Annotated in this window: 28 protein-coding genes and 2 pseudogenes; 19 read left to right on the forward strand and 11 right to left on the reverse strand. The window is 70.1% G+C overall.

Features of this window, described 5'->3' with window-relative positions; translation table 11 throughout:
- The first annotated feature begins 335 nt into the window (after nucleotides 1–335).
- The 11 genes from ACFV9H_RS34870 to ACFV9H_RS34920 all read left to right on the forward strand — a co-directional run bounded on the left by ACFV9H_RS34870 (nucleotide 336) and on the right by ACFV9H_RS34920 (nucleotide 7,786).
- The gene (locus ACFV9H_RS34870) at nucleotides 336–1,937 is read left to right on the forward strand and encodes a M48 family metallopeptidase (protein ID WP_385406474.1); all 1,602 of its coding nucleotides are present in this window, start codon (nucleotides 336–338) and stop codon (nucleotides 1,935–1,937) included.
- Nucleotides 1,934–3,073 (forward strand): hypothetical protein, encoded by a 1,140-nt coding sequence (locus tag ACFV9H_RS34875; RefSeq protein ID WP_385406477.1) that lies wholly within the window; start codon nucleotides 1,934–1,936, stop codon nucleotides 3,071–3,073. Before ACFV9H_RS34870 ends, ACFV9H_RS34875 begins: the two co-directional genes overlap by 4 nt.
- Nucleotides 3,074–3,155: 82 nt before the next feature.
- Entirely contained in the window at nucleotides 3,156–3,821 is a 666-nt protein-coding gene (gene msrA, locus ACFV9H_RS34880) for a peptide-methionine (S)-S-oxide reductase MsrA (protein ID WP_385406479.1), read from the forward strand.
- Between the two features lie 129 nt (nucleotides 3,822–3,950).
- Nucleotides 3,951–4,811, forward strand: coding sequence for an SAVMC3_10250 family protein (locus ACFV9H_RS34885; RefSeq protein ID WP_385406552.1), 861 nt, complete (start codon nucleotides 3,951–3,953; stop codon nucleotides 4,809–4,811).
- A gap of 134 nt (nucleotides 4,812–4,945) precedes the next feature.
- Nucleotides 4,946–5,152 carry a hypothetical protein gene (locus ACFV9H_RS34890; protein ID WP_060178883.1) on the forward strand — a complete coding sequence of 69 codons (207 nt, stop codon included), beginning with the start codon at nucleotides 4,946–4,948 and terminating at the stop codon, nucleotides 5,150–5,152.
- A complete protein-coding gene (locus ACFV9H_RS34895; protein ID WP_385406481.1) occupies nucleotides 5,139–5,648 on the forward strand; it encodes a DUF6879 family protein in 510 nt (169 codons plus the stop codon). The genes ACFV9H_RS34890 and ACFV9H_RS34895 overlap by 14 nt, the downstream gene beginning before the upstream one ends.
- A gap of 23 nt (nucleotides 5,649–5,671) precedes the next feature.
- A complete protein-coding gene (locus tag ACFV9H_RS34900; RefSeq protein WP_385406555.1) occupies nucleotides 5,672–6,478 on the forward strand; it encodes a helix-turn-helix domain-containing protein in 807 nt (268 codons plus the stop codon).
- Between the two features lie 59 nt (nucleotides 6,479–6,537).
- The gene (locus tag ACFV9H_RS34905) at nucleotides 6,538–6,741 is read left to right on the forward strand and encodes a hypothetical protein (RefSeq protein WP_385406484.1); all 204 of its coding nucleotides are present in this window, start codon (nucleotides 6,538–6,540) and stop codon (nucleotides 6,739–6,741) included.
- A gap of 5 nt (nucleotides 6,742–6,746) precedes the next feature.
- Nucleotides 6,747–6,989 (forward strand): hypothetical protein, encoded by a 243-nt coding sequence (locus ACFV9H_RS34910; protein WP_385406487.1) that lies wholly within the window; start codon nucleotides 6,747–6,749, stop codon nucleotides 6,987–6,989.
- A 15-nt stretch (nucleotides 6,990–7,004) separates the two neighbouring features.
- Entirely contained in the window at nucleotides 7,005–7,229 is a 225-nt protein-coding gene (locus tag ACFV9H_RS34915; protein ID WP_385406490.1) for a DUF397 domain-containing protein, read from the forward strand.
- Between the two features lie 80 nt (nucleotides 7,230–7,309).
- The gene (locus ACFV9H_RS34920; RefSeq protein ID WP_385406493.1) at nucleotides 7,310–7,786 is read left to right on the forward strand and encodes a hypothetical protein; all 477 of its coding nucleotides are present in this window, start codon (nucleotides 7,310–7,312) and stop codon (nucleotides 7,784–7,786) included.
- An 81-nt stretch (nucleotides 7,787–7,867) separates the two neighbouring features.
- Here the strand turns inward: ACFV9H_RS34920 and ACFV9H_RS34925 are convergent, their stop codons facing one another.
- Together ACFV9H_RS34925 and ACFV9H_RS34930 are read right to left on the reverse strand one after the other, a co-directional pair.
- The gene (locus ACFV9H_RS34925; protein ID WP_385406495.1) at nucleotides 7,868–8,458 is read right to left on the reverse strand and encodes a recombinase family protein; all 591 of its coding nucleotides are present in this window, start codon (nucleotides 8,456–8,458) and stop codon (nucleotides 7,868–7,870) included.
- Nucleotides 8,459–9,427: 969 nt separating this feature from the next.
- A complete protein-coding gene (locus tag ACFV9H_RS34930; protein WP_385406498.1) occupies nucleotides 9,428–9,778 on the reverse strand; it encodes a hypothetical protein in 351 nt (116 codons plus the stop codon).
- A gap of 163 nt (nucleotides 9,779–9,941) precedes the next feature.
- Here ACFV9H_RS34930 and ACFV9H_RS34935 point away from each other — a divergent pair, with 163 nt between their 5' ends.
- A complete protein-coding gene (locus ACFV9H_RS34935) occupies nucleotides 9,942–10,301 on the forward strand; it encodes a hypothetical protein (protein WP_385406501.1) in 360 nt (119 codons plus the stop codon).
- Between the two features lie 69 nt (nucleotides 10,302–10,370).
- Here the strand turns inward: ACFV9H_RS34935 and ACFV9H_RS34940 are convergent, their stop codons facing one another.
- Nucleotides 10,371–11,855: a recombinase family protein gene (locus ACFV9H_RS34940; protein ID WP_385406504.1), complete on the reverse strand. Its 1,485-nt coding sequence runs from the start codon at nucleotides 11,853–11,855 to the stop codon at nucleotides 10,371–10,373.
- 42 nt (nucleotides 11,856–11,897) lie between these two features.
- On the opposite strand from ACFV9H_RS34940, the pseudogene ACFV9H_RS34945 reads away from it, so the two are divergent.
- The 5 genes and pseudogenes from ACFV9H_RS34945 to ACFV9H_RS34965 form a co-directional block, all read left to right on the forward strand.
- A pseudogene (locus ACFV9H_RS34945) lies at nucleotides 11,898–12,008 on the forward strand (peptide-methionine (S)-S-oxide reductase); the annotation flags it as partial.
- A gap of 73 nt (nucleotides 12,009–12,081) precedes the next feature.
- Complete coding sequence (locus ACFV9H_RS34950; RefSeq protein ID WP_385406506.1) at nucleotides 12,082–12,678, forward strand: hypothetical protein; 597 nt, start codon at nucleotides 12,082–12,084, stop codon at nucleotides 12,676–12,678.
- A gap of 293 nt (nucleotides 12,679–12,971) precedes the next feature.
- Nucleotides 12,972–13,064 (forward strand): annotated as a pseudogene (locus tag ACFV9H_RS34955) (peptide-methionine (S)-S-oxide reductase); the annotation flags it as partial.
- Between the two features lie 86 nt (nucleotides 13,065–13,150).
- The gene (locus ACFV9H_RS34960) at nucleotides 13,151–13,540 is read left to right on the forward strand and encodes a hypothetical protein (protein ID WP_385406508.1); all 390 of its coding nucleotides are present in this window, start codon (nucleotides 13,151–13,153) and stop codon (nucleotides 13,538–13,540) included.
- The gene (locus ACFV9H_RS34965; protein ID WP_385406510.1) at nucleotides 13,507–13,644 is read left to right on the forward strand and encodes a hypothetical protein; all 138 of its coding nucleotides are present in this window, start codon (nucleotides 13,507–13,509) and stop codon (nucleotides 13,642–13,644) included. The genes ACFV9H_RS34960 and ACFV9H_RS34965 overlap by 34 nt, the downstream gene beginning before the upstream one ends.
- Before the next feature lie 48 nt (nucleotides 13,645–13,692).
- Here ACFV9H_RS34965 and ACFV9H_RS34970 read toward each other — a convergent pair whose 3' ends face one another.
- On the reverse strand, nucleotides 13,693–15,891 hold the full coding sequence (locus tag ACFV9H_RS34970; protein WP_385406512.1) for a sulfatase-like hydrolase/transferase: 2,199 nt from the start codon (nucleotides 15,889–15,891) through the stop codon (nucleotides 13,693–13,695).
- Nucleotides 15,892–16,001: 110 nt separating this feature from the next.
- Nucleotides 16,002–17,048: an NAD(P)-dependent alcohol dehydrogenase gene (locus ACFV9H_RS34975; RefSeq protein WP_385406514.1), complete on the reverse strand. Its 1,047-nt coding sequence runs from the start codon at nucleotides 17,046–17,048 to the stop codon at nucleotides 16,002–16,004.
- A 172-nt stretch (nucleotides 17,049–17,220) separates the two neighbouring features.
- On the opposite strand from ACFV9H_RS34975, the gene ACFV9H_RS34980 reads away from it, so the two are divergent.
- Nucleotides 17,221–18,120, forward strand: coding sequence for a helix-turn-helix domain-containing protein (locus ACFV9H_RS34980; RefSeq protein WP_385406516.1), 900 nt, complete (start codon nucleotides 17,221–17,223; stop codon nucleotides 18,118–18,120).
- Here ACFV9H_RS34980 and ACFV9H_RS34985 read toward each other — a convergent pair.
- The 3 genes from ACFV9H_RS34985 to ACFV9H_RS34995 all read right to left on the reverse strand — a co-directional run bounded on the left by ACFV9H_RS34985 (nucleotide 18,104) and on the right by ACFV9H_RS34995 (nucleotide 20,906).
- The gene (locus ACFV9H_RS34985; protein ID WP_385406519.1) at nucleotides 18,104–19,066 is read right to left on the reverse strand and encodes a GNAT family N-acetyltransferase; all 963 of its coding nucleotides are present in this window, start codon (nucleotides 19,064–19,066) and stop codon (nucleotides 18,104–18,106) included. The two genes, ACFV9H_RS34980 and ACFV9H_RS34985, sit on opposite strands and share 17 nt — an antisense overlap.
- A 98-nt stretch (nucleotides 19,067–19,164) precedes the next feature.
- A complete protein-coding gene (locus tag ACFV9H_RS34990; protein WP_385406521.1) occupies nucleotides 19,165–20,433 on the reverse strand; it encodes an Ig-like domain-containing protein in 1,269 nt (422 codons plus the stop codon).
- Nucleotides 20,434–20,564: 131 nt separating this feature from the next.
- The gene (locus ACFV9H_RS34995) at nucleotides 20,565–20,906 is read right to left on the reverse strand and encodes a hypothetical protein (RefSeq protein ID WP_385406524.1); all 342 of its coding nucleotides are present in this window, start codon (nucleotides 20,904–20,906) and stop codon (nucleotides 20,565–20,567) included.
- Nucleotides 20,907–21,013: 107 nt separating this feature from the next.
- Here ACFV9H_RS34995 and ACFV9H_RS35000 point away from each other — a divergent pair, with 107 nt between their 5' ends.
- Nucleotides 21,014–21,331, forward strand: coding sequence for a hypothetical protein (locus tag ACFV9H_RS35000; protein ID WP_385406526.1), 318 nt, complete (start codon nucleotides 21,014–21,016; stop codon nucleotides 21,329–21,331).
- A 63-nt stretch (nucleotides 21,332–21,394) separates the two neighbouring features.
- Here ACFV9H_RS35000 and hutH read toward each other — a convergent pair whose 3' ends face one another.
- The 3 genes from hutH to ACFV9H_RS35015 form a co-directional block, all read right to left on the reverse strand.
- A complete protein-coding gene (gene hutH / locus ACFV9H_RS35005; RefSeq protein WP_385406558.1) occupies nucleotides 21,395–22,936 on the reverse strand; it encodes a histidine ammonia-lyase in 1,542 nt (513 codons plus the stop codon).
- 252 nt (nucleotides 22,937–23,188) lie between these two features.
- Nucleotides 23,189–24,304 (reverse strand): diguanylate cyclase domain-containing protein, encoded by a 1,116-nt coding sequence (locus tag ACFV9H_RS35010; RefSeq protein ID WP_385406528.1) that lies wholly within the window; start codon nucleotides 24,302–24,304, stop codon nucleotides 23,189–23,191.
- Nucleotides 24,305–24,427: 123 nt separating this feature from the next.
- Nucleotides 24,428–25,228 carry an enoyl-CoA hydratase/isomerase family protein gene (locus ACFV9H_RS35015; protein ID WP_385406530.1) on the reverse strand — a complete coding sequence of 267 codons (801 nt, stop codon included), beginning with the start codon at nucleotides 25,226–25,228 and terminating at the stop codon, nucleotides 24,428–24,430.
- Nucleotides 25,229–25,479: the final 251 nt, after the last annotated feature.

A 25,479-nucleotide genomic window follows, 5' to 3' on the forward strand; every position in this document is an offset into this window, starting at 1 on the left:
CCGCAGGACGAGCGCGCAACCACCCTCCCTGTCGAAGCACCTGCCAAGTGCGCGAGGACGAGGAGATGCTCCGGCGGGGCACCGCCCCAACCCGGACGGGTCCCGGCCCAGGAAAATCCAGCCTCGCCGGCGTTTGAGGCGCGGGGTCCGGGGCGGAGCCCCGGCAACGAAGCCGCCCCGAGCAGGCCTCCCGGCCAAGGGACAACCCCAGCCCCGCCGGGAGGCACACCGTGCCACCAGGGGAAACGGCCCGCCGGATAAAGTTGCCGTCAGCGCCCCAAGGGCCGCATGATGCGGATCCGCACCGCACTTCATCCCGGGGGGGATCCCAAAAAATGGGCGCTTCGTTGCGCGCTCTGCGCGCCCTCGTCCTGCTCGCAGGCTTCTATCTGCTCGGCGTCGTCCTGCTCGGCATCCTGGCCGGCATCGACTACGCCGCCCTCAGCGGCGGCCTGCACGGCCCGGCCGCCGGCAAGCTGGTCATCGTCTCCGTCGTCCTCGCGATCCCGATCGTGCGCGGCCTGTTCATGCTGCGCACGCCCAAGGGAGAGCCCCCGGCCGGCGTCGCCGTCACCGAGGCGCAGGAGCCCGCTCTGTGGGAGGCCGTGCGCGACGTCGCCCGGCAGGTCGGTACCCGCGCGCCCGACGAGATCGCGCTGATCGACGAGGTGAACGCCGCCGTCAGCGAGGACGCCTCGCTGCTGGGCCTGCGCCCCGGCACCCGCCGCCTCTACCTCGGCCTGCCGCTGATGACCGGCCTGGACGAGATGCAGCTGCGCGCCGTGCTCGCCCACGAGATGGGCCACTACGCCAACCTCGACACCCGCCTCACCCCGCTGATCGCGCGCGGCCGCGCCCAGTTGATCCGTACGATCGGCCACTTCCACGACCGCGCCGACGGCAAGGTCGCCAAGGAGCGGGCCAAGCAGGAGAAGGCGGCGGAGAAGCGGATCGCCAAGGGCAAGAAGGCCAAGGAGATCGACACCACCGGCCAGGGCGTGACGTACCGTGCCATGGCGAAGATCTACACGGCGTACGGCAACTTCTACATGCGCGCCACGCTCTCCTCCGCCCGGCGCCAGGAGCTCGCCGCCGACCTCGCCTCGGTGCGGGTCGCCGGCCGGGACTCCGCCGCGTCCGCGCTGCGCGAGCTGAACGCCCTCGACTCGGCGCACGACTTCTACATGAGCTCGTACGCCACCCTCGGCGTCGGCGCCGGTCTGCTGCCGCGCCCCGGTGAGGTCTTCGGCGGCCTGCGCCGGCTCCTCGACGCCCGCTCCACCGAGCTGGAGGACCTGCGCCGGGAGCTGTCCACCGAGCCCACCTCCCCGTACGACTCCCACCCGGCGCTCGCCGAACGCGTGGCCCGCATCGAGGCCCTGCCCGACGACGGCCGCACCGGCCAGAGCGCCCGCCCGGCGCTGGAGCTGCTGTCGGACGCGGACGGGGCGCTCGCGGCCCTGGAGCAGGTCGTCCTCAGCCCGCAGGCGCTCGCGCTGAAGCGGCTGGACTGGGAGGACCTGGTCCACGAGTCGATGACCCAGTACGTCGGCCAGGGCGCGGAGGAGATCCGTGAGGCGCTCTCCGCCGAGGGTGCGGGCCCCGACCTGGCCGCGCTGCTCGACGCGATCGACGCCGACCCGGCGCTGCGCTGGCGGATCGCCGACCGTTTCCCGAAGTCCGAGCAGGCGGCGGCCGCGACCGGCCGCGCGGCCCGCGAGTACGCCCGCCCGGCGCTGCGTCGGGCCGTGAACCAGCTGGTCACCGTGGAGCTGACGGCCCGCGGCGCGGCCCGCTGGCAGCTGTCCTGGTCCGACTCGGCCTCCCTGCGCTACCTCGCCGACGGCTTCGAGGACCAGCTCGACCTGGCCCTGGACGCGGCCGTCGCGGATCAGGCCGACACCGAACCCCTGCGGAAGCTGGTGCTTGCCCCGTGATCGGTCTGTACATCCTGGGCGCCGTGTTGCTGTTCGGCGCGTTCAAGTTCCTGCGGGGCGTCTACTTCATCCGCAAGGCGAAGCGGCTGGAAGCCGAGATCGGGACGCTGAACGCCGGTACGGAAGCGATCGAGGCCAGGCAGCGGGCCGAGAAGGCTGCCGCGGTCGTCGCGCTGGGCTTCGTGGCGGAAGCCGACCTCGACACCGAGAACCCCGCGCCGGTGCCGCCGGAGCGGACCGCCGCCCTGGAGGCGGTCCGGACGGGTGACTGGGAGGCGGGGGCCGCCTACATCGAGGCGGCCGGGCAGGACTGGCACGAGCGGATGGAGCGGGTGCGCCCGCTGGCCCTGGCGGCCGCCGAGGACGACGCCTGGCTGCTGGCCTGGCGCGCGGCGCGGCCCACGGACCCGACGGCGGCCCTGGTCGACGCCGACACCGCGATCATGGTGGCGTGGAACGTGCGCGGGGGCCAGTCGGGCAGCCGCACCACGCAGGAGCAGTTCCGGCTCTTCCGCGACCTGCTGATCAAGGCGCAGGAGGTGGCCCACGAGGCCCAGCGCCTCGCCGACCCGGCGGACCCGACGCCGTACATCGTGGAGCAGCCGATCGGGCAGGGCCTGGGCTACTCGCACGAGCGGTACCGGGAGCTGTGGGAGCAGGTCGTCAAGCGCGACCCGAAGGTGCTGTGGTCCCACATCAGCGGGCTGCAGTACTGGTGCCGGAAGTGGCGCGGTTCGCACGAGCTGGCGCTCGCCTTCGCGCGGGAGTCGGCGGCCGTCGGCGAGCCCGGTGACCTGCTGTCGCTGCTGCCGCTGATCGCGTACTTCGAGCAGGAGACGTACGAGGAGGACCTGGCGGCCGAGACGTTCTTCAAGGAGCCGGAGATCGTCGCCGCGGTGGACGCGGCGCTGCTGGACCTGGCGGCGGCCGGCGACGAGCACCCCGGGACGGCGCGCCTGCGGCACATGCTGGCGTACCTGCTGTTCTGGCAGGACCGCGACGAGCAGGCGGTCGAGCAGTTCCGCCACATCGACGGGCACATCGGCGCCCTGCCGTGGTCCTACGCGGGATCGCCGAAGCGCCGCTACCTGTACGCCCGTGACTGGGCGGTGGTCGTGGCCACGCCGGGCCTCTGACGCGTATCCGCGCACGGCGGGGGGCGGGTCGGGAATCCCGGCCCGCCCCGGTCCGTTGAGGGGGTACCGAAGGAGGCGACCCATGTTCTCGTACCGCCGCACGCCCGAGCTCCCCACTCGCGAGGAGGCCCTGACGGGCCGCGCGGAACCACTCTTCACCCTTCCCGAGAAGCACACGGTCCTCGGGAACCCCCTGGCCGGCCCCTACCCGGAGGGTCTGGAAGTCGCGGACTTCGGCCTGGGCTGTTTCTGGGGCGCGGAACGCAAGTTCTGGCAGACCCCCGGGGTGTGGACCACCCTGGCCGGCTACCAGGGCGGCTTCACCGAGAACCCGACCTACGAGGAGGTCTGCTCGGGCCAGACCGGCCACACGGAGGTCGTCCGCGTGGTCTTCGACCCCTCGCAGGTCTCCTACGCGACCCTCTTGAAGCTCTTCTGGGAGTCCCACGACCCCACCCAGGGCTTCCGCCAGGGCAACGACGTCGGCACCCAGTACCGCTCGGCGGTCTACACCCACTCCCCCGCCCACCAGCAGACGGCGGAAACCTCCCGCGAGGCCTACCAGCAGGTCCTCACGGCCTCGGGCCACGCCCAGATCACGACGGCGATCCTCCCGGCGACGGCCCGCCCGTTCTGGCCTGCGGAGGCATATCACCAGCAGTACCTGGACCGCAACATTAACGGCTACTGCGGCATCGGCGGCACGGGCGTGGCCTGCCCGATCGGTGTGGCTCCAGCCGAAGACTGACAGCCACGTGATACGGGCATGAGCAGGCTGGCTCCCCGACGATTGACCGTGACTGGTCGGTGGGTACGTGAGCGGTGTGGCTCACGGGGAGCCCGCTAAGCCTGTGGGGCATGTATGCGCTTGAACAACATGATCTACTTCTCGCGGCGCAGGCTGGAGGCGTTCTTCCCCGAACGCCCCGCACGCCGCCTACCGACGGTGAACGCCGAAGTAGATCTACAGGTTGCAACAGTGGCAGTCTCATCCGCGCCACCACGGACTCCGACCGACACGGAGCTCCACAGGCTTCGCCAGGTGCGGCGCCAGCTTGAGCGTGAGGCAGCGCACTTCTACGCTCCGGAGCTCACGACTGGTGAGTGGATCGTTTTCGACGTTGAGATGGGATGGAGCACCTCCCATGGGGACAACGATCTCCCCGATCTGGACGATGTTGTGCTCTTCTTCGGATCCTTGCGAAGTGATCGAAGTCCAGATGGAACTCCCGTTGACCTGATGTTGTGCGGTTCCACCGAGCACCTGCTCAAGAAGACCGCAACGGCAGGAAGGATGGGATCAGGTACCGCGTGGTTGCATGACCTGATCCTCAAGATCAACGATGCAGATGGACGCGGGCGGACTGACATCCCCGAAGCCCTGACGGCGGAAGCCCTGGCCGTATCACGCGTCAATCGTCCTGATCAGGTGGCGCGATGGGTGTTCAACGTGATTGAAGGCCACCATGCACCGCAGCATCGTGCGCGGGTGCAAGGGTTGGCCCGAGTAGATCTCCACATCCCGGAGTCGCAATTCGTCCCGCGGCTCATCGTGGCAACCCCGCTATACGTCCAGGACACCTCGAAGAAACCAATGCGGTGGCTCACACGACTGCGTCTTCACCGTGATCTTCACCGTCGCCATCGCCGGTCCATCTGGCAGTGGCGGCCTGACCAGCCCCCACGTGACCGCAACAGGTACTACTACCCACCTGGACACCCTGAAGCCTCAGAGTGACGGCCCATCGCTACGAAGCGCCGAAGTCGAGGGGAGGGACTTTCCTGTTGTGGAAAGGATCAGCCGTTGACCTCGCTGCGCCTCACTCGGGAACATCGAACACGACAGGCGTACGCCGACATGTGGGGGCGAGGATGCTGCGGAAGCTGTCCGGTGACCCGGAGTGCAGGAACGGAACGTGCCCGACACTGTGGGGTACTGAGGACGCCAAGGACTACGTAGTGCAGGGCTACGTCATCACCGACCCCGAGCGGCTGGCGCAGCTCGACCTGCCCGAGGGCGAGACTGCCGTCGTGGTCCCGGCCGCGGTGCTGGAGGAGTACTTCCGTGCTCAACGGTGAGGAGTTCGGCCGTCTCTTCGACACCTTCGAGCGGACCGCCTTCCGCCTGGAGACGCTGTCCGTCTACAGCGTGGAGGAGGAGCGCGAGGAGTTCGAACGCTTCCTGGCCGGCGGGGACATGGGCCCTGACTGGGACGACAACCCATGGGTGCGGTCCATGACCGACAAGGGCAAGCAGGTCTCGCGCGTCCATGTGCTCAAGTCTCCGCTGACCGACTACCTGCGGTACGAACTGGCCGCCTACCCGGGCAACATCACGGCCGGCGAGACCATCGGCATCATCGACCAGGCTGACCAGGAAGTGGCCAACCTGCCCGATCATGACTTCTGGTTGTTCGACGACCAGGACGTGTACCGGATGCACTACACGCCCGAAGGTGCGTTCATCGGCGCCGACCTGCTGCCTGCCCACTGCCTTGCCGAGTATCAGAACTACCGAGACCGCGCCTTGGCCGGAGCGGTGCCGTTCGCGGACTACTGGGAGCGGCACCACTGACCGCCGACTCGATCGGGAAAGCCCTGCGGGCGCTGCGCGACGCATCCGGACTCACGGGTGACGCGGTGGCCCGCAGGGCTTCCATGTCTGCCGGGAAGCTCTCGAAGATCGAGACGGGCAAGGTGCGACCGACCGTCCAGGACGTAGACCTGGTCCTCACCGCCATAGGTGTGAGCCAGGAAGTCAAGGAACAGTTCCTGGCAGCCGCCCGCGCTGAAGCCACCGAGGCCACCGCATGGCGTCTGCTGCGCCGCATGGGCCCTTGGAAGCACCAGAAGACCATCCGGGCCATCGAGGCCGGCACCACCACGCTCAGGCTCTTTCAGGGCCAGCTCATCCCCGGACTCCTCCAGACCCCCGAGTATGCCTCCGCCGTCTTCTCCCTGCCTCCGGCCCTGCCGGAGGAGACCAGGACCAAGACCGTGGCGGCCCGCCTCGAACGGCAGTCCGTCCTGTACGAGCCAGGCCGCTCCTTCCGCTTCCTGATCTGCGAGCACGTACTCCGGTGGCGCATCAGCGCGCCCGTGGTCATGGCGCTCCAGCTGGACCGGCTCGTGTCCGTGTCCCGTCTGTCCAATGTCTCACTGGGTGTCGTGCCGTCCGACCGCCGGATGCCGGACTTCCCCATGACCTGCTTCAGCCTGCACGACGACCGACTCGTCATCGTGGAAACGTTCCACTCCGAAGTCACAACCCGCGACCCGAAGGACGTCCAGCTCTACCTCGACACCTTCGAACGCTTCGCCACAGTGGCGGTCTACGGAGACGTCATGAGAACCCTGGTCGAGGGCATCCGGGACGGATTCTTGCCCCAACAGGAAAGGTCCTAGAACGAGCTGCTCAGCGGGTGAAGCATCAGCGGTGCCGACACCCGAGGGAGGGAATCCCAGTGAGCAGCCCCAGCACCACGATGGACCCGCCGGTTCAGCTGTCCCTTCCTCGCACGCCTCCTGTGCCTGCGCCGGGTTGCGGCGTCTGCGCCGCCCTCGCGAAGCAGCGCACAGCGGCGTACGGCGCCGGGGACCTGTCCGCCGTCTCGGACTGCAACGTCGAGCTGGCCGCGCACCCCAAGAAGCACCCCAGGGGGCGGTAGTGGACATGCAGACCTGGAGAGACGGACGTACAGCGGCTCTGCACGCCTCCGATGCCATGCGCGAGGTGCTCGCCTCCCTGGGCCTGCCGGAAAGCGCCTACGCGGCGATACGCCCGCAGGTGACTCCCCGAGGCCAGCCGCTCGTACACCTGGGCTCGGTCCCCGCTGCTCACGTCGAGCAGATCGCAGAGGCGCTGCGAGGCACCCGGACACACCGCAAGCGGGACAGCGGTGCCCTTCCCATCTGAATCAAGGAGGACCAGATGACCGACCTGTACCGACTCGACATCACCGGAGCTCACTTCAGCAAGGCGTGTGGAGGCAACACGCACCCGGACGGCGAGGCGTGCGTGACCCTCGCGAAGATCGGGCCGGACGCGTGGGCGATGGGTGACAGCAAGCGCCCGGACGCCGAGCCGCTGCGCTTCACTACGTCGGAGTTGGACGCGGCGGGTATCGACCCCGCGCGCTTCGACCTCTCCGCCTGATCCACAGCACCACCTGAACTGACGGCCCTGCCCTCACGCCGACGGGTGGGGCCGTCGTCATCTCTGGGGACGGAGCGGTAGTGCACCACCACGGCTATGCATGGATCGGGGAGAAGCAGACGTTCGACAAGGAGAGCATCCGCAGACCGGCCGGACAGGCCCCAACCGTGAGCAGTGAGAAGGACGTACTCGACCGGTATCGGGAAGCCGTGGCGGTGTTCCCGACTTCTGACGTGCCCCCGATTCAGACGGCGCACTGGCTCATGAAGCCGCCCTCGGCGGTCCGAGGGACATGGGAGGAACCCAAGGAAGCCGGCGAGTGGCTTGGTCTCCAGCTCGCCGAGTTTGCACCCCGGTTCGCCTCTGAAGGCGACCGGGAAGCGGCCAGGCTGGTTCTCCTCGTGAAGGGCGCAGTCGAGCGGCTGACGTGGGGAGGGGACGTATCCCTTGGCCACTATTTGAGTGGCACTGTCTTCCACTCCGTCGCCCTCGTGACGTGCTCCCCGAACCGTGCGGCTCCCGACCTGACCTGCCCCGTCCGGCGGGCCACTGCATGACAGAGACCCCGACTGGTGCCGGGGGCCTGGGGAGGCGTCTGCACGCGTTTCTCGGGCGCGCTCCTCCTGTGTCGTAACGTCTCAGCCTGCTGTGCCGGTAAGCGCTCGGTAGACGGTCGCCTGACCTACGCCCAGCGCCTTGGCGATGGCGCCGTAGCTCTTGCCCTCACCCTTCAATACCTGCGCCTGCTTCACCATCTTCGAGTCCATAGCCCTGGGCCGCCCCCCGACCTTGCCCTGTGCTTTGGCTTCGACAAGTCCGGCTATCGTCCGGTCCTTGATCAGGGCACGCTCGAACTCTGCCATGGACGCGATGATCTGGAAGAACAGGCGTCCGTCTGCGGACGTGGTGTCCACCGAGGACAGGGCACCGGTCAATACCTTGAAGCCCACACCCTTGGCGCGTAGCCCGTCGACGATCGTCACTAGATCGATGAGGGAGCGGCCGAGCCTGTCGAGCTTCCACACGCACAGCGTGTCCCCCTCGCGGAGGTAGTCGAGTACGGCCGTCAGCTCGGGCCGGTCGGCGTTCTTGCCGCTGGCCTTGTCCTCGAAGATGCGGGCACAGCCTGCCTCCGTCAGCGCGTCACGCTGTAGCTGCGCCTCCTGGTCCTCGGTGCTGATGCGTGCGTACCCGATGAAGTACCCCGTGGGGCTGATGATCTTCGGCATGAGCCAGACTGTTCCACAACTCGTTCCGAAACATCGAGCGTTCCAGAACATCGGACGCGTGAGTTTCGGAACGGAATTGGGTGGCGTTCCGGTTCATTCCGATAACCATCGTTTTTGGAAGAGGTCGTACCGGTCACCCCTGGTCCGGGTTCGCCTGCCGCCACTCGCCTTCGGGGGTCTGCTCCAGCCCGAAGAGGTAAAGCAGATTCTTGGCCCACTCCTCATCATGCTCCGGCGCGCGAGCAAGCCAGTAGCCAAGCCACTCATCCCTGGTCATGCTGCGGCCAACGACTCGGACCCAGCCGGGTTACCGGGCGTCTCCACCTGCACAACGCGACGGCGAAGGGGTGGGGGTATTACCCCCGAAGGGGCACTTGCCGACCGCCATGTCTTGGCCGCGCAGATCCTGCCACGGTTTCAAAGCTCACCAGCGCCGCGAAGCGGTAACACAGCGGCGGAGAAATGCCAGGTCAGGACACCGCACCAGCCCTTGACCAGCGGCCGGAGACTGCACAAGGGTGTCGCCTCGCGAGCCCTAACCAAGCAGCTTCGCCATGCGGCCGCGTACGCGGCCCCACCCAATGGGCATCCCTCTCGGCGGGGCGCGGCAGCGCCCCACCCGGCTGGGCTACCTGGCTTTGCTATCGGCCCCTGCGGGGCCCGCTCCTTCGTTGTGGCCTCGGAGTGTGGCGGGGCCGGACGGCCGCCCTCTGCCGCTCACCCCTTCACCGCTGCCCCAACACCAAGTGGGCGCTGCCGCGCCCCTGCTTTCCTTCGCCGCTGAGTAAGCCGCTTCAGACCTGTCGGCCCCTCCGGGGCCACACTGTGACCACGCAGGATCGGGGCCGAAGGCCCTCATTTCGTGATGGCTATAAGGAGATAAAGAAGCAGCGAAGGTTTCCGCAGCTCAGAGCCCATGTTGGTAGGCGCTCTACGTGTACGCGGTACTCATTCCACGCCTACCCCCGGTCAGGCTGCACGCTGGATGCCATGCGCCTTGCAGGACAGGGAACCTCTTGCCGTGTCGTACAGGTGGCCAGGGAGCACGAGACACCGAGCATCGGATGACGGGCTGACCAATCCGAGATCCTTGGCCGACTTGATCGCGCGACTTACGCCCTGCTTCGGCTGAGGCCGGCCGTCCTTGCGGGTGAGGATCGCCGCGAGTTCCCCGGACGCCAATTCGGCGTGGCCCAGCTGGTTGGCCTTCCCGAGGGCAGCGAAGTGGACGCGGAACGCGAGGTCGAAGCGGGTGTCACGGGCCATGCGCCGGTACTCCGGGCGCGAGATGGCGGCCCACTCCTTGAGCTTGATGGGCAAGTGAAAGTCCTCCTTGTGAGGCGCGTGAGCGCCATCCATCCCCGTCGAGCGGGGGTCATGTGCTCCTCTCTGCACGGGGTGGGCGGGCCGGCCAGGGAGCACGGCCCTCATCACAGGAGTCTGTCCGGCGACATCGCGCCGGGCCGAACACACCCTATCGGAGGTGCCCGTGCTGCTCTTCGGCGGATCCGATGCGAAACATCACGGCGGGATTCCGCCTCGAATCAGCAGGGGGGCTCATCTCAGGAACAAGTCAAGGAACCCCAAATCCATTCAGGTTCATGGGATTCCATGTTTCGAATACACGCGCACGAAGGTAGAATTGAACGTTGCTCTCGCCGCGCAACATGTAACCCAGGGAAAGGACTTCCGTTTGACCAACATCACCGCTCGCGAATGGGGTCGCATTCAGGCCGCCAAGGCTCCGGCCTGGAGCGAAGAACGATGGCAACGGGTTTCCACCATACTCGGCTTGGACTTCGAGCATGAGAACTCGACCAAGGCCACGCGCAAGCAGCGGTAGTCCATACCCGCAAGACGAACGAAGGGGCACCAGCCGGATGGCCGTGCCCCTTTCCGTTTCAGCTCGCCGTCATTCGCGCCACTTCGGGACCAACAGGTCAGGGTTGAACGGGCGTCGGCCTCCGCCGCCCACCGGCAGGACGATCACCGCGTGCAGTGCCTCCCTGATCAGGGCGCGCTTCTGCGTCAGATCCAGCCTGCCGGAGGTCCAGCGCTCACGTACGTCGCCGGTGACCTCGGCTGCACGCTGCTGGTTGAGAACGTGGCGCGTACGGTCCGCACGTAGTTCCTTGACCCGAGATTCCATCCTCTGGTTCTCAGGGAAGAACAACTCATCCGAGATCTGGTCCTCCTGCCAAGCCTGGAGCAGCTTGCGCTGCTTCCGCGTCAAGCGGTCCAGTTCGTCTTCCCCAATCCATTCCTCGTCCACTTGCGCTGTCCTGGCTGCCCGCTCCTCCAGCTTCGCCAGAACTGCTTCCGTGACGAATTCGTCAATCTTGGCACCATTGCGTCCCGTGCCACCGCAACCGCCCATTTCCTTGCTGGGGCACTGATAGAGATAGCCCCCGGAGAGATCCGGCCGCGCGGTCGCGCGAAGGGGCGAGTTGCAGATCTGGCCGTCCGCACCGGGCTTGCCGCATCGGAGGATTCCGGTCAGCAAGTACGAGGGGGTGCGGTAGTCCGTTACCGTTCCGTCAGACTTCACGTTGGGACCGACGCGGGCCGAGAAGACGGCGTCGATGGCCATCCACTCCTTCGGGGTGATGATCGGCTCCCAGCGGCCCACAATCGGCACACCGTTGGCATCGCGGACCAGCTCTCCGTTGTGCTTCCGCCAGCCGCACAGCCGCGGGTTCCACAGCGCGAGCTTGAGGGAGCGGCTCGCCCACTCCTTGTCGTTGATCGTGCGGACGCCGGCCTCCCGCCACTCGCGGAGGATCGAGTGCAGGGACTTGCCCGCGATCACCTCGCGGGCACCCTTCGCCAGCCACGCCGCTTCCTCGGGCTCCAGCGTGAGCTTGTCGTCCTGCCAGCCGAAGGGGCGCTTTCCGCCCACCGGGATGCCCAGCTCGGCACGGGCGCGGTGCGAGCGGCGCGCGCGCCGCTGCATCTTGCGCACCTCCATCTTGGAGATGACGACGCCGAAGAGCCCCATGGACTCGACGTCCTCGCTGTAGAGGTTCTTCGACCCCTTGGCGTCGGCGTAGAGGCGGCCCTCCTCGTAGGTGAGCGCGTCCACGAACCGCTCGTAGTCTCCGGCTCGGCGCGTGAGCCGGTCGTCCGCGACGACGATGACGCCGCGCACGGGCTGCCCGTCCGGCATGTGGCCCGATTTGAGCGCCTTCACCATGGCCTCAAAGTCCGGGCGCACCACCGCCGCCTTGGCCGCCGACAGGTCGTTGTCGGTGTAGCGGTGCACGATCGTCCAGCCGAGACGGGCCGCCGTCTCGCCGTTCACCTTGTGCTGGTCCTCGACGCCGTGGCCGTCCCTGGCCGTGTCGGCGGAGATACGCGCGTACGAGACAACCGGGATCACCGGTGCCGCTTCGTTCACTTCCCACCCCTTTACGAAGAGTCACTAATTCTACGCAAAGAGAAGTGTTACCACCAGCAGTACCTGGACAAGAACCCGGGCGGCTACTGCGGCATCGGTGGCACTGGCGTGAGCTGCCCGATCGGCATCGCCGCGGCGGGCGAGGATGCGTGACCCCCAGCCCAGAGATCTTGCCGTCCAGTGGGAACTTCCCGATCTGCTTCCGCACCTACGGAAGCGACCGGGGATGTTCGGGCTGGACGGCTCGTTCTGGTCGTACGCGAACTATCTCGACGGTCTCCACGAGGGCAGCGGACGTACGGCCCTTGCAGGCTTCTGTGAGTGGCTGGTCGCTCGCCTGGGGTACGGCAACAACCTCGTCTGGGAGGTTCTCGTCGGCCGCATGACCTTCCCGGACGAGTCGGTGCTGTCGCGCTTCCGATCCATGACCGACGAAGAAGATGCCGCGACCGTCGACACGCTCTTCGACTCACTGGAGCGGTTCTTCGCCGACCAGGCCGGCTCGCCCGTGGGCGGTTGGATCTGGGACACGAACGTCCGGGCGTTCTGTGAAGCCCTCTCCCAGTGGATCGGCTACGACTTCGACGACAGCGACTGGCAGGCCGTCGATTCCGCGCTCACGGGCACGGACGCCGACCGACCCCATGCAGAGTGGTACGTGTACCCGCTGATTGGCCATACCCGCCTCGATCTCCGGCTGGCCCGGGAAGCGGGCGGCGCCGAAGTCTCCATACGTATCGAAGGTCCGCGCCGGCGCGAACTCCAGAGCCGCATCGACACTCTGTTCCACATCATGTCGACGTACACCGTCACAAGTCCCTGACGACGCGATAGGCCCGGCACCTCCCCGATTCCCAGGAGGGGAGGGCCAAACCGGATGTCAGCTCAGGTGGTTGACGGGACAGGTGCTCCACGGCCGGCTGCTCGTTACCAGCCCCGGAAAGCCAGACGCTCCGCGTCGGGATGGAGCGCCGAGGCCTCCCCCCTGAAGTCCGGGCCGTGGCCGTCCCTGGCCGTGTCGACGGAGATACGGGGAGACAACCGGAATCACCGGTGCCGCTTCGTTCACTTCCCCTTCACGAAGAGTCACCAACGCTACACAGAGCGGTGCGTTGCTACCCGCAGTACTTGGACAAGAACCCGGGCGGCTACTGCGGCATCGGCGGCACGGGCGTGAGCTGCCCGATCGGCATCGCCGCGGCGGAGTGAGCCGGCGGCCGGGCCCGCAGCCGTGACTTGGCGGGGGCCCGGCCGACGCGCATGCTCGGAGGTGGGGCTCCAGCTGGAGGTGCGTGATGACGCTGTCGGAGACCACGGAGAGCGTGCACGTGGATGCTTCTCCGGACGAGGTGTGGGCGGTCGTGACGGACGTGCGGCGGCACACGGAGTTCGCCGGGCCGAAGAGCATCACCAAGGAGATCGAGTTCGACGGGCCGCTGGAAGTCGGGGCCCGCTGGCTGGCGCACGAGAAGTTCGGACCGTCGAGGTTCGACGCGCCGTCGGAGGTGACCGCGATCGATCCCGGGCACGACTTCGGGTGGGTCTCCTTCCCGCCGATGAAGGAGGAGAAGCGCGGGGCGGGCGGCCGCGCGTACTGGGACTACCACCTGGAACCCAGGACGGCGGAACCCGCCTCTCCCACCACATGCGGGTGGAGGAGCCGGCCAAGGGCGCGCTGTCGCTGAAGGCGATGTACAAGGTGCTGAACCTCCCCAAGAAGCAGCGCGCGGCCATCCTCACGACGCTGGGGAACGTCAAGGAGGCCGCGGAGCACCACCCGGCGGGGTAGGGGTCACCCTTTCGGATGGGGCACGCGCCTCCGTTCGACGCCCTTTGACTAGACCACCGTCACGTAGGGCTGGGCCCAGGAGGTGTGGTCGAAGGAGGTGCGGGAGTTGGCGTCCTCCACGACCAGGTGGAGGAGGCGGATGCCCGTCACGTCGAGGTCGATGGCGGTGGGGCCGCCCGCGCCCGTCAGGGTGGGGGTGGTGAGGAGGGTGCGGCCGTCGCCGCGGACGATGGCGCGGGTGGCGCCGACCGAGGACTGCTTCGTCGAGAAGTCGTCGATGCCGACGAGCGCCGTGAAGCGGGACGCCCGGCCGCCGAGGTGGTAGACGATCTCCGACGGGGCGTGGACTCCCAGGCCCTTGGGGTACGTCACGCCGCCGAAGGCGATCGGGGTGCCGTCGCCCGCCGCCTGCTTGCCGTTGGAGCGGTCGATCTCCACCGGCCCCCAGCCGTTGGTGGCCGAGACCCACGGGAGGTCGCTGAGGTAGCCGTCCTGCGTGGGCGGGGCCGGGAGCGGGGTGTAGCGGGTGGGCGCCTGGAAGCGGAGGGCGGACGAGGTGGTGGCCTCCGGGATCAGGAGGGCGGGAGCAGGAGCCGTCGAGGGCGGGGTGACCTTCCACGTCGTGGTCAGGGACTCGCCCGGGGCGAGGGAAGGCGCGGTCGTCGCGGTCGTCGCGGTGGCCGTCCAGCCCGGCGGGGCGGGGAGGGTGACGCGGATGTCCGGCCAGGAGCGGCTCGTGCCGTTCGAGACGGTGGTGGTGACGGTGGAGGCCGACGGGTCCACGACCGCCGTCAGGCCCCACGGGCGGCGCACGTACGTGTCCGACCACGAGGCGCGGAGCAGGGCCGTCAGGGACGAGACCACCGACGGGTTCTTCGCCGCCACGTCGTTCTTCTCACCGAGGTCCACCGCCAGGTTGTAGAGCTCGAAGTCCCACTTCGAGTCCGCCACGGTTCGGTCCCGCGCCGGGGCGAACCGTACGGCCTTCCACTGGTCCTTGCGGATCGCCTCCGCCACCTGCTTCGCCCGGCCGCCGTCCACCGTGTTCGCGCGGCTGGTGACACCCTGCTCGTCGCGGTACCAGTACAGGTGGTTGTGGAGCGGGGCGAGGGCGGGGGCGCCGTTCAGGACCGGGGCCGCCGAGAGGCCGTCGATGTCCGAGGGGGCCGGGGCGCCGCCCGCCAGCTCGGCGAGGGTGGGCAGGACGTCGTACAGCGGGGTGGGGCGGGCGCTGGTGGTGCCCGCGGCGATCCGGCCCGGGGCCCAGGCGATCAGCGGGACGCGCACGCCGCCCTCGTACAGGTTGCGCTTGTAGCCGCGCAGCGGGCCGTTGGCGTCGAAGAGGTCGGGGTTGACGCCGCCTTCCTCGTGCGGGCCGTTGTCGGAGGCCACCAGGACGACGGTGCGGTCGGCGATGCCCTGCGCCTTGAGCCGGTCCACGACCGCGCCGATCTGCTGGTCGAGGAGGCTGATCTGCGCCGCGTGCGCCTTGTTCGCCTGCGTCCACGACTGGGAGGCGTACGCGCCGACGTCGGGGATCTCGCTGGGCGCGTGCGGCAGGTTCGGGGCCAGGTAGAGCAGGAAGGGGTCGGGGCCGGCGGCATGGGCGTCGATGAAGTCGAGGGCGCGCTCGGCGATCGCGGTGGGGGCGAAGGTGCCCGTCGGGACGGTCTCCTTGGCGTTGTTGTGCCAGAGGTAGGTGGGGTAGTACTCGTGGGCGTGGCTGTGGTCGATGTAGCCGTAGAACTCCTCGAAGCCGCGCGCGCCCGGGTGGCTCGGCTGGTCCGCGGCCTCGGGGCCGAAGCCCCACTTGCCGAAGAGGCCCGTACGGTAGCCGCGCGCCCGCAGCACCTCCGCGAAGGTGGTGTCCCCGGCGCCGAGGCTGCCCTGGCCGCCGCTGGACGGGTTGGCCCGGACGGCGGCGTGGCCGGTGTGCAGGCCGGTGAGCAGTGCGGCACGGGAGGGCGCGCAGACGGCGGCCGCGGAGTAGGCGTCGGTGAACCGGAGTCCCTCGGCGGCTAGTTGGTCGACGCGCGGGGTGGTGATCAGCTTCTGCCCGTACGCGCCGAGGTCGCCGTAGCCGAGGTCGTCGGCCAGGATCACCACCAGGTTGGGGGCACCGGAGGCAACGGAGGCACCGGAGGTGCCGGCGGCCGCCGCGGGCGTCGCTCCCGCGAGCTGCGGGAGGGCGGCCAGCCCCGCTGCGGCGGCCGCTGATCCGGCGAGGAAGTGACGGCGGCTGGGCATCTCGAACTCCTGGTCTGCGTAAGGGCGGTGTGGAGATCATCCGCACCGCGCCCCCGCCAGGCCATGCACGTGGCATGAAGAACGTGTGACACCGATTACCGGTCGGTCGGTCAGATCGTGGAGGCGTCGATCACGAAGCGGTAGCGGACGTCGCTCGACAGCACGCGTTCGTACGCCTCGTTGATCTCGTCGGCGGCGATCAGTTCGATCTCCGCGCCCAGGCCGTGCTCGGCGCAGAAGTCGAGCATCTCCTGGGTTTCGGCGATCCCGCCGATCATCGATCCGGCGAGGGTCTTGCGGCCGCCGATGACCGAGAAGAGGTTGAGCGCGACGGGCTCCTCCGGGGCGCCGACGTTCACCAGGGCGCCGTCGACCTTCAGCAGGCGGAGGTACGCGTCCAGGCCGAGCGGAGCGGAGACGGTCGAGAGGATCAGGTCGAAGGTGCCGGCCAGCTTCTCGAAGGTGGTCTCGTCGCTGGTGGCGTAGTAGTGGGAGGCGCCGAGCTTCAGGCCGTCCTCCCGCTTGCGCAGGGACTGCGACAGGACGGTGACCTCGGCGCCCAGGTCCGCCGCGATCTTCACGCCCATGTGGCCGAGCCCGCCGAGGCCGACGATCGCGACCTTCTTGCCGGGGCCCGCCTGCCAGTGCCTGAGCGGGGAGTAGAGGGTGATGCCGGCGCACAGCAGCGGCGCGGCGACGTCGAGGGCGAGGCCGTCGGGGACGCGGACGGCGTAGTTCTCGTCGACGACGACGTGGGTGGAGTAACCGCCGTACGTGGGATCGCCGTTCGCGTCGAGGGCGTTGTAGGTGCCGGTCGCGCCCTTCACGCAGAACTGCTCGTCGCCGCGCAGGCAGTACTCGCAACTGCGGCAGGAGTCGACGAAGCAGCCGACGCCCACCCGGTCCCCGACCGCGAACTTGGTGACGCCCGGCCCGACTTCGGCGACGACACCGGCGATCTCGTGGCCGGGGACCATGGGGTAGACGCCCTCGCCCCAGCCGTCGCGGACCTGGTGGATGTCGGAGTGGCAGATGCCGGCGTACTTGATGTCGATGAGGACGTCGTGCTCGCCGACGGGGCGGCGCGGGACGGTGGTGCGCTCCAGCGGGGCCTTGGCGGCGGGGGCCGCGTAGGCGGCGACCTGGGTGATGGACATGGGGTGCTCCTCGGCTGTGGCGCTGGGGTGTCGCCGGGTGGTGACGGGCCCAGCCTGCCCGGGCTCGCGGCGGGCACCCAGCCCCCTGTCCTGCCTAGGACTGGCGTACGTACCACTGGCGGGGTCAGGCTCAGCCCCGCGTCGCACCGGCCCGCCCGGTGATACTGGCCGTATGGACCAGCTTGATCAGCGTGCCGAGCTCGGCGAGTTCCTCCGCTCCCGGCGGGCGCGGTTGCGCCCCGAGGACGTGGGCCTGCCGGATTACGGGCGCCACCGGCGCGTGCCGGGGCTGCGGCGCGAGGAGCTTGCGCAGCTGGCCGGGGTGTCCGTCGCGTACTACACGCGGCTGGAGCAGGGCGCCGGGCACAACGTGTCCTCGGAGGTGCTGGACGCCATCGCGCGCGCCCTGCGGCTGGACGGCACCGAGCAGGCCCACCTGACCCACCTGGCCCGCCCGAAGCCGCGCAGGCGGCGCCAGGGCCACCGCCCCCAGCAGGTGCGGCCGGAGCTGCTGGCGCTGCTGGACGCGATGGACGGCGTACCGGCTTACCTGGTGGGGCGCCGGCAGGACGTCATCGGCTGGAACCGGCTGGCGGCGGCGGTCTTCGGGGATTTCGGGAAGCTGCCGGCGCAGGAGCGGAACCTGGTGCGACTGGTGTTCCTGGACCCGGCGACGGCCGAGCTGTTGGTGGACTGGGAGTGCCGGGCCTGCGAGGTCGTCAGCAATCTGCGGATGTACGCCGGCCAGAACCCGGACGACGAGCAGTTGTCGGCGCTGGTCGGGGAGTTGTCGGTGAAGAACGAGGAGTTCCGGCGGCTGTGGGCGGCGCACACGGTGGCCGACAAGACGCACGGCGTGAAGCGGCTGCGGCATCCGCTGGTGGGCGAGTTGCAGCTGTCCTTCCAGACGCTGCGGCTGCCGGACGATCCGGCGCAGTACCTGGTGGCCTTCCACGCGGCGCCGGGCTCCCCGTCGGCGGACGCGCTGCGGCTGCTGGCGTCGTGGTCGGCCCCCGGGGAGGGGGCCGGGGCGGAGCGCAGCCCGGCGGCCGGCCCTACCGCCACAGCTTGAGCTGGAAGTACGCCGCGCCTCGCTCGCGGCGGTAGCCCAGGGTCTCGTTCACCCGGCGCATCGGGGTGTTCTCGTCCGCCACCGTCGTGGCGATCTGCCGCAGGGCGGGATACCGGTGCGCCGCCGACGCGAGCATGTGCCGCTTCACCGCGAGGCCGAGGCCGTGGCCCCGGTGGGCGGGGACGACCACCGTGTCGTACTGGAGGGCGCGCGGGCCGACGGGATCCGGCAGGACGAGCTCCGTGTACGCCGCCACCTCGCCGTCGGCGGTCACGGCCGCGACCGTGGTCAGCTCGCCGCCCCGGTCCAGGATCAGCTGCTGCGCCGCGTGGAGCCGCTGCGAGGACCAGGACTCGATCTTCTCGTCGACCTCCCCCATGGGCGCGTCCTCCATCGCCCCGTGGGCCACGGCGACCGCGTGCGCCCAGTCGTCGGGCACCAGGCCGTGCCAGGTCAGGAATTCGTGACCGGGCACGGGGTCCGGGGACGGCTGCTGCCGGGGCACTTCCTGTACGTACCAGGCCATCGGCAGGACGTTCTCGAACCCGAGGTACTCCGCGAACGCCTGTCCGGGGCCGCCCAGGTCCACGAGCGTGGAGACGGAGGTCCGGTCCTGGGCGAGCAGTTCCTCGCGGACCCGCTGCCACAGGGCCGTGCCGGCGCCCCGGCGGCGGGCCTCCGGGCGTACGGCCAGCACGTCGAGGAACGCGGTGTGCGCGTTGGCCTCGTCCGTGAACAGGAGCAGGCCCGCCACGCCCACGCCCTCGTCCGCGACCCACAGCGCGGCGCGCCCGCGCGCCGGCGCCACGGACAGCCGCCCGGCGACCTCCACCCGGGAGGGCGGCGGCAGTTGCGGCAGGTCGGCGCTCTGCGCGGCGGCGAGGACCGCCGTCCAGGCGTCCAGGTCGGCGTCGGACGGGGGCACGGGGAGGGATCTGATCATCATGCTCCGGACCCTAGACCGGACCCCTCCCCTCGCGGATGAGAACGCGGAAGGCGGGGAACCTCCGAGAGGTTCCCCGCCTTCCGTACGAGCCACGACCGTCAGACGGCCGCGCCGGCCTTCCAGTCCGCCCAGCTCATGTTCCAGCCGTTGAGGCCGTTCTCGGGCGTGATGGTCTTGTCCGGGGAGTTGACCACGGTGACCACGTCGCCGATGAGCGAGTTGTCGAAGAACCAGGCCGCCGGCTGGTTCGGGTCGTTCGCGCCCTTGACGTCGTTCAGGCCCACGCAGCCGTGGCTGGTGTTGGCGCTGCCGAAGACCGAGTCGGCGCCCCAGTAGTTTCCGTGGATGAAGGTGCCCGAGTTCGACAGGCGCATCGCGTGCGGCACGTCCTTGATGTCGTACTCGCCCTTGCCGTCGTCGTCCGTGAAGCCGACGGTGGCGCCGTTCATCCGGGTCTCCTTGAACTTCTCGGAGATCACCATCTGACCGTTGTACGTCGGGTTCGCCGGGGCGCCCGCCGAGATCGGGATGGTCTTGATGACCGCGCCGTCCCGGGTGACCGTCATCTTCTTCGACTTGGCGTCGACCGTGGAGACCTGGCTGCGGCCGATCTTGAAGGTGACGGTCTTGCTCTGGACGCCCACGACGCCGGGAGCGCCCTGCACGCCTTCGAGGGCGAGCTTCAGCGTGACGGTGGAGTTCGCCTGCCAGTACTGCTCCGGGCGGAAGTCCAGGCGCTGCGTGCCGAACCAGTGGCCGACGACTTCCTGGCCGCTGCTGGAGGAGACGGAGATGGCCGCCTGGACGGCCTTCTTGTCCCGGATCGGCTTGTTGAAGGTGATCGAGACCGGCATGCCCACGCCGACCGTCTGGCCCTCGTCCGGGATGAACGAGCCGACGAAGCTGTTCTCCGGGGAGACCGTGGTGAAGGAGGCGTTCTCGTGCGCCTCGCGGCCCGCTTCGTCCTTCGCGGTCGCCGACAGGGCGTACTTCGTGGAGCGCTTCAGCGCGGCGTCGGGCTTCCAGCTCTTGCCGTCGCCGGCGATCTTGCCGGGAACGGCCGTGCCGTCGGAGGTCTTCAGCTCGACAGTGGTGAGGGTGCCGTCGCTGACGGCGACGGTGGTCGCGTCGTTGAGGCCGACGTTGGTGGCACCGTCCTTGGGCGTGATCGTTATCTTGGCCTTGGAGGTGTCCTTGGCCGCCGCGGCGTCGACGTCCGCCTGGGACTTGCTGCTCTCGCTCGCGTTCGGCTTGTCACCGCCCCCGCCGTTGCACGCCGAAAGCACCAGTACGCCGCCGAGCACGGCGGATATGGCCATCAGGGACCTTCTCCGCCGCTTGCTGTCCGTCCTCACACGCCACTCCATCGTTGCCGGAAACCCCGCGGCTGCCGTCCCGGGGTTGGCCGGGCAGGGGGAATGCCCCCTGCCTCGTCCTGACAACGCGCTAACGCCGAGGATCGGTTCCACATTCCGTTCGGATGTGGGCAACCACACGGTCAGGCGCTGTCGGGTTCTTCGTCGAAGTCCCCATCTTCCTCGTCCATGTCCCACTCCATTGACTCGGGGTCGTATTCGACGGGCTCGCTGCTCCAGGAGGCCTGCGCGAGCTCCACTCCGGGGATCTCCGCGACCAGGTCGGTGGGGTCGACCAGGTAGGCCAGGGCCTCCGATTCGTCCTCCCGGACGGCGGCCTCGGCGTGCCCGCGCTCCTCGTCCGGCATGAACTCGTCGGCCTCGATGTGTGCGAGCGCGGCTCCGGTGAGTGCCTGGGAGTCCGGCACTTCCAGCACCAGATCCACCCGAAGTCGTACATAACGTGATGTCTCAGAAGGGTTCATACGACGGAGAGTAAGCCCGCGGAACCCCCGACTTTCCCACGACCCGCCCCTTTCCGTAGCATCACCGCACACGGCCAATTCGCTGCTGCCGCAAGGGGGATCGCACCGTGTCCGCACGCCGTCCGCTGCTCACCGCTCTCGGAGCGACCACCCTCCTCGGGGCCCTCTGGTTCGTGCCCTCCGCGGGCGCCACCGCACCCGGGCCCGCCGCGGCTCGCTCCGGCGCTCCCGCCGCCGCCAACACCGCGCCGGCGGCCGCGCCCGCCGCGCTTCGGGATTCCGCTCAATCCCCGCAGCCGGCGCCCCTCGCGCTGGCCGACACCGGCTCCGTCGACACCACCCCCTACCTCCTGGGCGGCACGCTCTTCCTCGGCATCGGGGCCGGCTTCGTCACCTTCTCCGTACGCCGCTCCCGCACCATCTGATCGCAACGCGAAGGGCCGCCCGGGAAGCATCCCGGGCGGCCCTCACGTACGTACGGCCGGCCGTCAGGCGAGCGGCCCCGTCTCCGTTTCCACCGCGGCGACGAGAGCACCCGTACGGATGAACGCGTCGGCCGCGGCCAGGTCAGGAGCGAGGAAACGATCCGGCCCGGGGCCCTGCACACCCGCCGCCCGGGCGGCGGCGATCGCGGCCCGGCTGGCCGGGGCCGGGGTGAGCCCGTGGCGCAGTTCGATGGCCCGGGTGGCCGCGTAGAGCTCGATCGCGATGATCCGGGTCAGGTTGTCGACGGCGGTACGGAGCTTGCGCGCGGCCGACCAGCCCATGGAGACGTGGTCCTCCTGCATGGCGGAGGAGGGGATCGAGTCGGCGGAGGCCGGCACCGCGAGCCGCTTCATCTCGCTGACCAGGGCGGCCTGCGTGTACTGGGCGATCATCAGACCGGAGTCCACGCCTGCGTCGTCCGCGAGGAACGGCGGCAGCCCGTGCGAGCGGTTCTTGTCGAGCAGCCGGTCGGTGCGGCGCTCGGCGATGGAGCCGAGGTCCGCGGCGGCGATGGCCAGGAAGTCCAGTACGTAGGCCACGGGCGCGCCGTGGAAGTTGCCGTTCGACTCGACGCGTCCGTCGGGCAGCACGACCGGGTTGTCGACGGCGGCGGCCAGCTCGCGGGAGGCCACCAGGGCGGCGTGCGCCATGGTGTCGCGGCCGGCGCCGGCGACCTGCGGGGCGCAGCGCACGGAGTAGGCGTCCTGCACGCGCGGGGCGGACTCCTCCTGGAAGTGCCCGGTGAGCCCGGAGCCCTTCAGGACGGCGGCCATGTTGGCGGCGGAGGCGCCCTGGCCGGGGTGCGGGCGGATGGCGTGCAGCTCGGGCTGGAGCACCTTCTCGGTGCCGAGCAGCGCTTCCAGGGTGAGCGCCGCGGTGATGTCGGCCGAGGTGTACAGCTTGTGCAGGTCGGCGAGGGCCATGACCAGCATGCCGAGCATGCCGTCGGTGCCGTTGAGGAGGGCGAGGCCCTCCTTCTCGCGGAGCTCGACGGGCTCGATCCCGGCCTCGGCGAGCAGCTCGCCGGCGGGGCGGACGGTCCCGTCCGGGCCCTCGGCGTCGCCCTCGCCCATGAGCGCGAGCGCGCAGTGGGAGAGCGGCGCCAGGTCGCCGGAGCAGCCGAGGGAGCCGTACTCGTGGACGACGGGGGTGATGCCCGCGTTGAGCAGGTCGGCCATGGTCTGGGCGACGGAGGGCCGCACGCCGGTGTGGCCGGAGGCGACGGTCTTGAGCCGGAGGAACATCAGCGCCCGCACGACCTCCCGCTCGACGCGCGGGCCCATGCCGGCGGCGTGCGAGCGAACGATGTTGCGCTGGAGCTGGGCGCGGAGCTCGGGGCTGATGTGCCGGGAGGCGAGTGCACCGAACCCGGTGGACACGCCGTAGACGGGCTCGGGCTTGGCGGCGAGGCCCTCGACGATCTCGCGGGCGCGGGCGAGGGCGTCGAGCGCCTCCGCGGACAGCTCGACCCGTGCGTTGCCGCGGGCGACGGCGATGACGTCCTCGGCGGTGGTCCCGGACGTCCCCACCACGACAGTGTGCATATCCATATTCAGCACCCTACGGACTGAATCCCTTCATGTCACTAGTGACTTCCACCAGGACCCCTTACGGCCCCAACCCGCTCCCGCGGGCCGCTGCGGCCCAAAGATCCGGGGCTCCGCCCCGTACCCCGCTCCTCAAACGCCGGAGGGGCTGGAATTCGCCCGGCCGTTTGAGGCGCGGGGTCTGGGGCGGAGCCCCAGGACGCGGCGCTGCAGCGGACCACCGGGGGCCCGGGCCCCGGCCAGGGGCGATCACCCACGGCCCCGGAAGCGGCGGCGTTCGCCCGAGGCGGCTTCGGCGGCGGCGTCGGCCAGGCGGACCACCGCGGTGTCGCGCCCGGCGACGACCGGCTTCGGGGAGCGCGCGGCCTTCGCCTTGTACTGGGCCGCGTCCGCGAGCCGGAACAGCCGCCGGGAGGACTTCACCGGCCCGATCGGATCCCCGGTGGAGGCCACCCCGCAGGCCACGCCCTCACCCAGTTCCAGCTCGGCGGCCCGGGTGCACAGCTCCTCGGTGACCCGTACGACCTCGTCCGCGCTCGGGCCGACCCCGACCAGGCAGAACTCGTCGCCGCCCAGCCGCGCCACCAGCGCGCCCGGCAGTATGGCCCCGCACAGGCTCAGCACCGACCCGAACCGCTCCAGCAGCCGGTCGCCCATGGCGTGGCCCAGGGTGTCGTTGACCTTCTTCAGGCCGTTCAGGTCGCACACGACGAGGCTGACCACGGCCCCGGTGCGCCGGTGTTCCTCCAGGGCCTCGTCGAGCCGCATGTCGACGGCCCGCCGGTTCGCGAGCCCGGTCAGCGGGTCGGTGAAGGCGAGCCGCCGGGCCTCCTCCAGCCGCTCGTTCTGTGCGAGCCCGGCCGCCACCACCGCCGCGAGCACGGTGGCGAACTCCGCGTCGTCCACGTCGAAGTCGGGCAGTCCCTCGTCCCGGGCGACGTACAGCTCGCCCCAGGCCCGCCCGCTGAGCACGATCGGCGCGACCACGCACGTCCCGCGGCCCCGGCGTCGCAGGGCCTCGCCCCGCCGCCCGGGGCGGTCGCCGACGGCGCTCTCGACCCAGGCGTGGGGGCCGCCGCCGCCCGCCCAGCGTTCGTGCAGGAACTCGGTGATCTCGGGGAAGTCGTGCACGGGATAGGACTCGTCCTCGGGGAACTCCTCCTCCCCCGCCCGCCGCTCCCCCTCGTTCACGAGCACCCGCAGGCGCCCCCGCTCCCGCTCCCACGCGGAGATCGCGGCGAACGACCCGTCCAGCGCCGCCCGCGCGCCCCGCGCGGCCGCCCGCACACTGTCCCGCGGCGTGGAGGCCGCGGCCATCGCTTGCGCGAGGCCCACCACGGCTCGTAGCCGCCCGTTAACTCCCATCACCCCAGGTTAGGGAGTTTTGTCCGATTTACTATCGCTTGGCGCGGCGTCACGGGGCCTCGCCGGGCGTTTGAGGCGCCGGCGTCCGGGGACAGAGCCCCCGGCAACGCCGCGGCAGACGGGCTACTCCCCCGGCCAGTTCGGCTTGCGCTTCTCGTTGAACGCCGCCACGCCCTCGGCCCGGTCGCCCGAGAAGGCCACCGTCCGCCAGGCCGCGTCCTCGATCTCCAGGCCGGCCGCCAGGTCCATGCCGTGCCCCAGCCGCAGCGCCCGCTTGGCCGCCCGCAGCCCCACCGGGGAGTTCGCCGCCATCCGCGCGGCCAGGTCGAGCGCCTCGGCCGCGTCCTGCCCGGCCGGCACCACCGAGTCGACCAGACCCAGGGACAGCGCCTCGGCCGCCTCCACCCGGCGCGCGGTGAAGATCAGCTCGGCCGCCCGCGCCGCACCCACCCGGCGCGGCAGCAGCTGCGTGCCGCCGCCGCCCGGGATCACGCCCACCGACACCTCGGGCAGGCCCACCACGGCCGTCTCGTCGGCGACGATCACATCGCAGGCCAGGGCCAGCTCGAAGCCGCCGCCCAGCGCGAAGCCGTGCACGGCCGCGATCGTCGGCATCGGCAGCTCCAGCACGCCCCCGTACGCGCCCCGCGTGGTCGGCCGCTGCCGCACCAGTTCGGCGTCCGAGAACGAGTTGCGCTCCTTGAGGTCCGCGCCCACGCAGAACGCCCGCTCGGCGCTGGAGGAGAGCACGACGACCCGCACGGACCGATCCGCCGCGAGCGCCGCGCAGGCCGCGCCGATGGACCGGGCCATCTCCGTCGACACCGCGTTCATCGCCTTGGGGCGGTCCATCACCAGCTGCGCGACGTGCCCGTCACCTTCCCGACGTACCGCGACGAACTCTCCGAAGCGCTGCTCAGACATGCCTGCGACCCTCCCGGTTAACGAGCGTTATCGCCGCACTCTAGTCCGCGATCCGCCCACGGGGTCAAGGCCCGGCGGCCCACGCCGGGGTCGCGCCACGCCACACGCTCGCCGGCAGGCCTGACGGCACGCCCGGGCTCCGCCCAGCCCCCCAGGCTGGACGTGGCGGGGCAAAGATCCGGGGCTCCGCCCCGTACCCCGCTCCTCAAACGCCGGAGGGGCTGGATTTCGCTCCTGCCCGTCCGCCTGGT

Source organism: Streptomyces sp. NPDC059874 (assembly GCF_042731135.1).
Taxonomy (GTDB): Bacteria; Actinomycetota; Actinomycetes; order Streptomycetales; family Streptomycetaceae; genus Streptomyces.